The sequence below is a fragment of the Thiohalomonas denitrificans genome (assembly GCF_016841685.1).
GTDB classification, from domain to species: Bacteria; Pseudomonadota; Gammaproteobacteria; order Thiohalomonadales; family Thiohalomonadaceae; genus Thiohalomonas; species Thiohalomonas denitrificans_A.
The window spans coordinates 50375-59091 of sequence record NZ_JAENYR010000017.1 but is presented as its reverse complement, the minus strand read 5'-3'; the positions used below and the strand labels follow the sequence as shown (position 1 = coordinate 59091).

Below are 8717 nucleotides of genomic sequence, written 5' to 3'. Positions count from 1 at the left end.
GAGCTTACGTCCCCGCGCTTATCTTTTCTGCCGCGTAGCGGCTTCGTCCAACTATGCGCTCCATCCGACGTCAGGCCGCTACGCGGCCTTCCGCGGCTGAGCTTAGTCGTTGGGCGTCATGGAGAACAGCTCAGTGAGTAGAGTGTCTGAGATGAGGCGAGTTGCAGTTTTTGGCAACGCTGGCGGCGGTAAATCAACGCTCGCTCGGCAACTGGCCGGCATTACCCGTTTGCCGCTGCACTCACTCGACACCATTAAATACAGGCCTGGTGGCGGTGAGGTGCCTCACAACGAGTACCTTCAGATTCATTCCGAACTGCTACGCGGAGACGAGTGGATCATTGACGGGTTCGGCTGCGTGCCATCAGCCTGGGAACGTTTTTCGGCTGCTGACACGCTGATCTACGTCGATCTATCGCTATTCACGCATTACGTCTGGGTGACAAAGCGTCTCGTAAAGGGCTTAATCGTCACGCCCGAGGGGTGGCCCGAGAACAGTCCAATATGGAGCAGCACATTGAACAGCTATCGAGTACTTCGGCTCTGTCATGAAAAACTGACACCCAAATACCGGCAGTTGGTTGCAGAGCAGGCCACTCACAAGCGAGTGCATCACTTGAAATCGGCCAGCGCTATAAAGGCTTTTGTCGGAGCTGTTACTAATGAGCATTCCGGTATCCGCTGAGGCGACGCCCAACCATCGCTTCCACCCGACGCGCTCGTGGGCCGCGGGTGCAGCTGGGCTTTATGTTGAAATGGACGCACTATGAGCATGACAGATCACTTTCGGTTGTTTGCGGAATACAACCGGCTGATGAATAGTCGAATATACGATGCAGCATGTGCGCTGCCAGTGACTGACCTCCGAGCCGATCGGGGTGCCTTCTTTAAGTCTGCAGCTCAAACACGTCTTTTGCCAGGTCGATGGCGATCACTTAATGCTCCATAGTGGATTCCTCCCTGTCTTCGTTCACTCGTGTGGCACTATGATGCCGAAAAAAGGGCGGGAGGAGTCCATTCCATCACTCCAGTCGACCCGAAAAAGCGGCGCTGCTGAGTTTTAGCGTTAGCTGTATGAAGAAAGCTGGGCATTGGTATACGGAGAGGAGCATATATTTGTTAGACGAATTTGAATTATTCGATAGCCACTTCCATATTATCGATCCACGTTATCCGTTGGTGCCGAATAATGGCTATCTACCTGAGGCATTTACGCACGAAGATTATTTAGCGAGGTTGTCAAAGTATAACCTTGTAGGTGGTGCAATCGTTTCTGGTTCCTTTCAAGCGTTCGACCAAGGGTATCTGGTATCCGCATTAAATGCTTTGGGGCCTACATTTGTAGGTGTTACGCAACTGCCATATACAACTACCGATGAATGTATAATTGAACTTCATGAAACTGGGGTGAGGGCGTTGAGATTTAATCTGTATCGCGGTGGCTCTGAAACGCTTGAACACATGGTGTCAATGGCAAAACGAGTTCATGACTTGGTTGGCTGGCATATCGAATTGTACGTTGATTCAGCTGCACTTGAATACTTGTCTACCACATTGATACAACTGCCATCCGTGAGCATTGATCATCTTGGTATGAGCAAGTCTGGGTTTGCTCATTTGCTCAAGCTTGCGGGTAACGGTGTGAAAATAAAAGCTACCGTTTCGGTCGTATTGACTTTGATGCCCTGCATGCCATAGCTGAGCTCTATAACACAAACCCCGATTCATTGATGTTCGGAACGGATTTACCATCAATAAGAGCGCCAACCCCATTTCAGGATAGTGATATAGCTAAGGTAGCGGATGTTATCGGGGTTGAGGCTGCAAAAAAGGTATTTAGCAAAAATGCTATCAAACTTTATAAACCCGCAATCAGCTAACAATCACATGCACTCGGACAGCAAAAAGCGCCGCTCTTTCCTCGCTCTGCTTTTCGCTGCCGGTGATGCGTGGCGTTAGAGGTAAACATGCTGACCCTCGGAACCAAGGGATCGATGAACTGGATAGTTACCATATGCACCGTAGCCATAGCGACCCTCTCCCTGAACGCAGCCGCACAGTCGCGACACGCCTATCCTGTACCGTTCCCCGTCGATAATGGATTTCAGCCAAGTGAATTTTCTCTACTGGTAAGGGAGTACGAGTACGGAATGAGTCTGGATGCGTTTTACGCAACAACAACAACACCTGAGGAACGGCTTTTGTCCGTCATTCTCAAAGCACTGGGCTCGGCCGACATCGAGAAACTGCTAGGTCTTGTACCAGAGAAGCTGAACACCGCCGAAACCAAGGGCTTCCTCGATAGCGGGTTCGGCCTGTGGCAGCGGCTAGGTGACAAAAAAGTTGAAAAACGGGTAGCGCTGTCCGATGGTGAACTGTTTGTATTGAGCGCGAAGCTTGGGGAGAAGACGCTAAATCCTGTTTTCGACATTCGGCAGACGACTTCCGGAAAACTCTACTACATCCCGAAGGGGCTAGAGTCTGCGGAGTATCAATTGCTCGATAAGTGGTTGAGTCAGTATCAGAGGTCGCCGCACCGGTACGGGTCTTCTGCAGCAGTAGGACTGGGCCCGGCAGCCGTCAAGTTTCCGCTGAGTGGTCGGGTAGGGCAGGAGAACACTAAAGGTGTTTGTATTGGCATCCCGGAGGTGGTCATCGGGGCCGATCTGGGAGGTCATCCCGCCTTCGCTCTGTATCAGCGTGCCGTTTCCGCCTTAAAGTCCGGAGATTTTGAAAATTTCCGGGCATTACATTCAGCGAAAAGCAAAGTGTGGGTAGAGTCGCTCCCGAAGACAGGTGTCGATGCGACGCGTTGGATACGTGACGTGGTCGGACGCGAGGTATTGGGGTACTTGGGAGGGCGGGACCACGGCATACTTTATGTCTCATCGACAGAAAGCTGGGAAGATGCCGCTATTTACTATGTGGGGTCCATCGACGGCGACCTAAAATTCATCAATTCCGGAACGATACCCCTCTTCGAGTCTCTGTTCCGGTCACCGAGCTTCATAGAGGCAGCGACACACCGTGATGGACTGGGTTTGAGCGGTAACTGTAACTAACCCGATCATGCGATTAGGCAGTTCTGGAGCGAGTCACCTTAAGGTTTTCGAAGACTGTATGTCGAACTTTTTGGAGCTAGGCCTCTAACCATTGAGTTCTGGCGTGAACTTCAGTTGAGATGAATCTTTGGTAGGCCACTTTAGTGCGCGCCTGAACCAGTCGTTCGGCAGAAGAGTATTTCGCACGAATATCGACTACGTAGCGCTTAATGCCGTTTCCCTGGAAAGAGAAATCCAGTTTTTCATCGGATTTATTGAGTTGTGACTTTTTCCAAAAAAAAGGGAGTCTCCCCGGCAGGCGTATGTAGAATCGAAAGAGGGACCGGTGATTGGGCTGATAGAGAATCCTGATTACGATGGTTTAGCATTCACAATGGCGCACCTAGCGCTCAGCGTGTCCGAAGTCGGAGTTTGACGGTTGGGTGAGGAAGATTAACGAATCCAATTTGCCAGTCGTGGCAGGCCCCAAGGCGCAAAGAGGCGGAAGAACTTCCCTCTTTCGCACGCCGAGCAAGAACATTGTTGAAGTCTGTTATCCCGAAGCCCGGAAAACAATTGAACAGCAAGCATATTAACCGAATAACAGTAACTACATAGACACCCATCGTAAGCGGTGGCCGGCAGGCGGTTTCCGCGAGCTGATTTCGGCGGACTCGGATCAGCTATTCGGGGCCTCACGCGCCGAAGCGGCACGGATAAGAATCCTGTTGACATAGATAGGCTGCGTGAGGTCCGGGGTTGTTCTGGCCGGGAAGTCAGGGAAAGAACGGGCGAGTGTGGTCACTTGGGCTATGAGGCTTTGAAGGCTTAAATGGTGAAGGGAACGCTGGCGCACGGGAAGCGCCGCCGGCGAAGCAGGTCCCGTACCGCGCGTTATTCCTCCGTTCCCTTTTCCGTCTTTAAAGTGCGCGAAACACAGGACCTGAACCCAAAATTATATTACGGGTTCTCGAAGGACCGTTTGCCTGGCAACGGAAGGCTGCCAGGTCATCGATGCCTGCGCCCTCAGTGCCGTTTGCGGAGGCTGTCTATAACTTCCTGGAGCCATTCCTTTGCGGTCTCCAGTGAATGGTTGTCTTCGACCAGTTCACGCAACTTGGTCAGTTGTTGCTCGAACATGCCGGGGCCTTTCAGGTCATCGGGTGTTTCACCGGGGCCAAGGGGCAGGATATTCTCGAGATAGGTCCCCGCCAGAAGCCGGCGCAGCAAGCCCTCGCCAAGGAATGCCTCGTCATTGTTCAGTGTGCGTGTGGCGCGCAGCAGGCTGCGGATGTCGTATTGGCCGGGGTAAATGTCGGGCACCTGCTTTTTGAGGTCAAGCAGGCTGTAGACACCGGTGCGGGCGGTGCGAACCGAGCTTTCCAGGGTAAACACCACGTCGTTATGGGTTTCAACGAACTGGCCGAGGCAGGCGAGGTTGGTGGAGCCTGCCGGCACGGCCCAGGGGCGGTCTCCCTGCGCACGGGGCATAAACTGGGCGGTGATGTAGGGCATCAGTGCGGTTCGGACTTTGGTGGCCGCAATGACGTGGTCTACCTGTTCGATAAGGCCGAGGTGGTAGCACAGCTCCGTCAGGATTTCCTCGCCGGTGCATTCCGGCATCGGCTTTTTTACGTAGTCGCCGGGCTTGTCCATGAACAAGGCATACACCCACGGCACGATCACGTCGGCGGGCTGGTCCGGAAAGTGTGGCTGGCGGTTGACGGTCATGCTCATCAACCAGGCCGAGTCTGTGAAGGTAACGATGCCGCCGGTTACAGTTTTCCCGGAATAGGGATCGTTGACCGCCAGTTCCTTGATTTTCTCGGTCAGGGCGGAGGGCTTGCACGTCAGTGTTGCAGATTCCCAGGTTGAACTGGGCACGTCGGCACAGAATTTCTCGGGCCGCCCGAAGTCGGGGGATTTCTCGGCGAGTTTTTTCCACAGCTGCCAGCTTGAGCCAGTCTGTGGGTCTGGCTGGTTGACCCTCAGTTCGGGCACCGTGTCGTCCGTCCCGAAAGCGGTGTCCTCTACAATCGAGCCGACGGTGACGAACACCAGATCGCACGGGTCCACCTTGATGGTCTCCTCGCCGTCGGTGGTGTGGCACTGGATCGCGGTAGTGGTTTTGGACTCGCCGCGGATATCCATATCCAAATCACGCACAATCGTGTCGTATTGAATGTTGACGCCCTGATCCTTCAGCCAACTCATCAACGGGCGCACAAAGCTGTCGTACTGGTTGTACTTGGGAAAGACGAGCGATGTCATATTATTCAGCCCGTCCATCAGATGCAGGAAACGGTGCATGTACAGCTTCATTTCGAGCACGGAATGCCAGTTCTGGAAGGCGAACATGGTGCGCCAGAAAGTGTAGAAGTTGGTGCCAAGAAAGCCTTCACTGAACCATTCCTCGACCGTGACGTCGTCCAGGTCTTGCTTGCGTGCGAGGAAAAGCCGGACCAGCTCGAGCTGCTGCAGTCGGCTGAGCCCCATGGTTGAGAAATCCCCGACCTGTCCCTGTTTTTCCAGCAGCCGGGCTTTTGACCAGTTCTTGTCCGCATCGTTAACGATCCGGTACTCGTCGAGCACGGTGAAGGGTTCCGGCAACTCGAGTGCCGGTATTTCGGAGAAAACGTCCCAGAAGTTCTGGTAGGTCATCTCCATTTCGCGGCCACCTCGAACGATATAGCCCTCGTCGGCATTGCCCGCGCCATCCAGTGCGCCTCCCTCGACCTTTTGGGATTCCAGAATGGTGATATTCTCCGCCGGCATGTGGCCGTCACGGATCAGGAAAAAGGCCGCGGACAGGCCGCCGATTCCGCTGCCAACAATGTAGGCATGGCGATTCTCGATGCCTTCGGTGGGCAGCGGGCGATGATTGACATAGCTGCCATGCAGGTCGGCGGGTGGCAGTGGTGTGTCTACGCCATTGTGCAAATGCCGGGATGAGGCATCCGGGGTTACGTCGACGATCTGTTCCGCCATGGCGTTGACGTGCGTTTTCAGGCGAGAGGTATCGACGCGGGATGCGTTGCGGCGGACCATAGTGCTTTCCCATCTTGAAGAAATATGTGAGGCGCCTAGTATCACATAGGGTAGCGCACCGAAGGGCGATCAAAAAGTTACTTTGCAATATTTGTGCATACCCTCCAGCCAGCATGGTATGTATTGGGCAGGGCTAGATATTGCTCACAGATCGAGCTCCTCGTTGCGGTTTTTTAGCTCTCGCTCCAGTTGTTTGATTCGCTTTTCAGCAGCGGTGTGCTTGTCTCGCATTTCCTGGGTGGGAACCGCTCGATCTGACCTTCTTTTGGAAGGAACTTTCTCTGGCTTCATGTGCTTATTTTCCCGTAGCTGGCCATTCCTATGCTCCATTTGCCAGCGATACAGCTTCGCCTTTCAAACTCATCGAGAAGAACCGTAACGGTAGAAATGTTGGAAAATGGTGTTCGCTGTACGGTGTCGCACCCAGCGAATACTGCGCCTGGCGCGCAAGGTCGGAGAAAGTAACTCCTCGCCGCAGACACCTACATGGATGTAGGTGGTAGAGCAATGCAGGAGCAATTGCCGAGAAAGGCACGGCGAACGCAGCGGGAGATTAGTAGGGTGTCGCTTCGAGCGCCACGGGGCTTCTACTTGGCTTGGGCATTTCCTTACCCCGGGTTTTTCCGTTAGTCCAAATCACCATCGCAGAATGCGGTTTTGCCGGCAAGCTTGTGGTGGGTGTCCAAGTAAACAAGCCCGAAACGGTGATTACTTCGGCCAAGCCATCCGAATGACGGTGCCGCGCGGGCGATTTGGCAGAGCTTCCACCTGAGCGCCGTAACCCTGTGCGAGCTTTCGTACCACCGCCAGGCCAATTCCGGTGTGGCTTCTTTTGTCGCCAGTGGCGAACATGCGAAACACCTGTTGTCGCTCCTCTTCGGGAATACCCGGTCCGTCGTCGGCCACTTCCAAGTGCCAATAGTCTCCGACCTCGCGAGCACGAACACGGATGTGGCCGGAGGAACGATCGTGATGCTGAACCGCGTTGGAAATGAGATTCTGGAAGATTTGCCGCACATGTGCCGGGTTGGCATTTAGGTGCGGCAACGGCTCCTTCCATTCCACAACGAAGCCCGCGGGCAGCGGCAGTTCACCGGTCAGCTCGGTAAGGACGTCGGCAAGTGCCACGCTTGAAGTTCCAGCGGACGGCTGGCCGAGCCGGGCATAAGCGAGCATTCCTTCGATGAGAGCATCCATGCGCTCCACACGCTTGCGGAGTAGCTCGAGGCGCCGGCGGTTTTCTGCATCGAGCCGATCGGTGGCATCTTCGTCGATGACCAGTGCGAGATTGGATATCGCCCGCAGCGGTGCCTTCAGGTCGTGGGAGGCGACGTAGGCGAATTGTTCCAGTTCCCTGTTTGCCGTGCTGAGGTCTGCGGTCCGCTCCTCGACAACGCGTTCGAGGTGCTCATGTGATCGTTTAAGTTCAGCTTCCGCGTTGAGTTTGGCATTCATCTCTGCGACCATCTGCACGTTGAGTTCCTCCGCATGTTCTTTCGCTGTCTTCAGTCTGTCGATCATCCCCAGGTTTTCAAAGCGCAGCAGCAGTGATGTCCTGTTGACCGAATAGTTGTGCAGGGACATCCTCCAGAGCAGTACTCCAAACAAAAGGATCATCACTGCCATGGCGTAGTGAAAGGCGTCCTGTAAATAAACAAAATGCACGGCAAGGGGGAGGAGAGCGGGGAAGCTGTAGGCGGCATAACCATACTTCACCATGGCGAAGGAGGAAGAGGCGCCTGCCGCCATGCCTCCGACCACAAAGGCAAGAAAGACTTGGTAGGCTGAGGAGATTTCCCCGAGTGTGAAAAGGCCGATGCTCCCCCAGGCGAGTCCAGCGAGGAAAACCGAAACCAGGAACCGTTTCTTCCATAGTGGCGCCGTTTCGGGCTCGAAGGGAACGGATTGAAACCGTACCCTGAGGGCAATGCGCAGGAGGGTGATCATCCAGACACCCACAAGCCAAGGGACAATGAACGAGTAGCCGATCACATTCTTGGTGACGAAGAATACAATCAGCGAATTGATCAAGCTTGCCGCGAAGCCTATTGGGGCCATGGCGTAAAGCTGTCGGACCTGTTCAGCGAGGATCAACGCGTCGTGCGGCGCGTGGTCACGGACTGACTTGTTCCTCTTTTCATTCCGTCCTGCCATAGCTCCCACTCGGGCTTAGCATGGGAATGTCCCTTTCCGGAGGCGCTCTTGCATGTATGATGCCGCCGATTCGCAACACTCATTTAATAGTATCAACTGTTGCTGAAGTGTCATTTTCTCAGCCTGCGGAGCGATTCCGGGGAGCCGCAGTGCGGCAACGGTCCAGAAAGCTTTCGCCTGGGAGTGGCTGGGGGGACGAAAAGCCGAAAGCTTAATACCGAGGCAGATAGAAGTAACGTCCGGTGACGTCCGGACAGAACCTCAAGATCTACCTCACGCTCACGGCACTCTCGACCTTTTTCTCCTCGCCCATCCGGGGAATCAACACGCTCTTTTGTCGTTGGATGCGGGCCTGAGTATCACCGAAGCCTTTGTCGCTAATGCCTCTTTAAGCCGGTCAGGTGGTTTTTGGAGGTTCCTCCGGGGTAGTAGAAGATGGGGGTCACCCATTTGCTCTCTTTGGATCCTGAATTG

At 54.3% G+C, this 8717-nt stretch carries 4 protein-coding genes and 1 pseudogene; 3 read left to right on the top strand and 2 right to left on the bottom strand.

The window, feature by feature from the left end; genetic code table 11:
• Positions 1-151: 151 nt before the first annotated feature.
• From Q7L05_RS05700 to Q7L05_RS05690, 3 genes and pseudogenes are all read left to right on the top strand, one after another.
• Positions 152-685 carry a hypothetical protein gene (locus Q7L05_RS05700; RefSeq protein ID WP_303903241.1) on the top strand — a complete coding sequence of 178 codons (534 nt, stop codon included), beginning with the start codon at positions 152-154 and terminating at the stop codon, positions 683-685.
• A 389-nt stretch (positions 686-1074) separates the two neighbouring features.
• Positions 1075-1880: pseudogene (locus tag Q7L05_RS05695) on the top strand (amidohydrolase family protein).
• 87 nt (positions 1881-1967) lie between these two features.
• On the top strand, positions 1968-3062 hold the full coding sequence (locus Q7L05_RS05690) for a hypothetical protein (RefSeq protein WP_303903236.1): 1095 nt from the start codon (positions 1968-1970) through the stop codon (positions 3060-3062).
• Between the two features lie 1005 nt (positions 3063-4067).
• Here Q7L05_RS05690 and Q7L05_RS05685 read toward each other — a convergent pair.
• Positions 4068-6089: an oleate hydratase gene (locus Q7L05_RS05685; RefSeq protein ID WP_303903233.1), complete on the bottom strand. Its 2022-nt coding sequence runs from the start codon at positions 6087-6089 to the stop codon at positions 4068-4070.
• Positions 6090-6797: 708 nt separating this feature from the next.
• A complete protein-coding gene (locus Q7L05_RS05680) occupies positions 6798-8243 on the bottom strand; it encodes a sensor histidine kinase (protein WP_303903231.1) in 1446 nt (481 codons plus the stop codon).
• Positions 8244-8717: the final 474 nt, after the last annotated feature.

Coding starts and splice junctions, on each gene's coding strand:
- Q7L05_RS05700 (WP_303903241.1), top strand. CDS start 152: ATGAGGCGAGTTGCAGTTTTTGGCAACGCTGGCGGCGGTAAATCAACG.
- Q7L05_RS05690 (WP_303903236.1), top strand. CDS start 1,968: ATGCTGACCCTCGGAACCAAGGGATCGATGAACTGGATAGTTACCATA.
- Q7L05_RS05685 (WP_303903233.1), bottom strand. CDS start 6,089: ATGGTCCGCCGCAACGCATCCCGCGTCGATACCTCTCGCCTGAAAACG.
- Q7L05_RS05680 (WP_303903231.1), bottom strand. CDS start 8,243: ATGGCAGGACGGAATGAAAAGAGGAACAAGTCAGTCCGTGACCACGCG.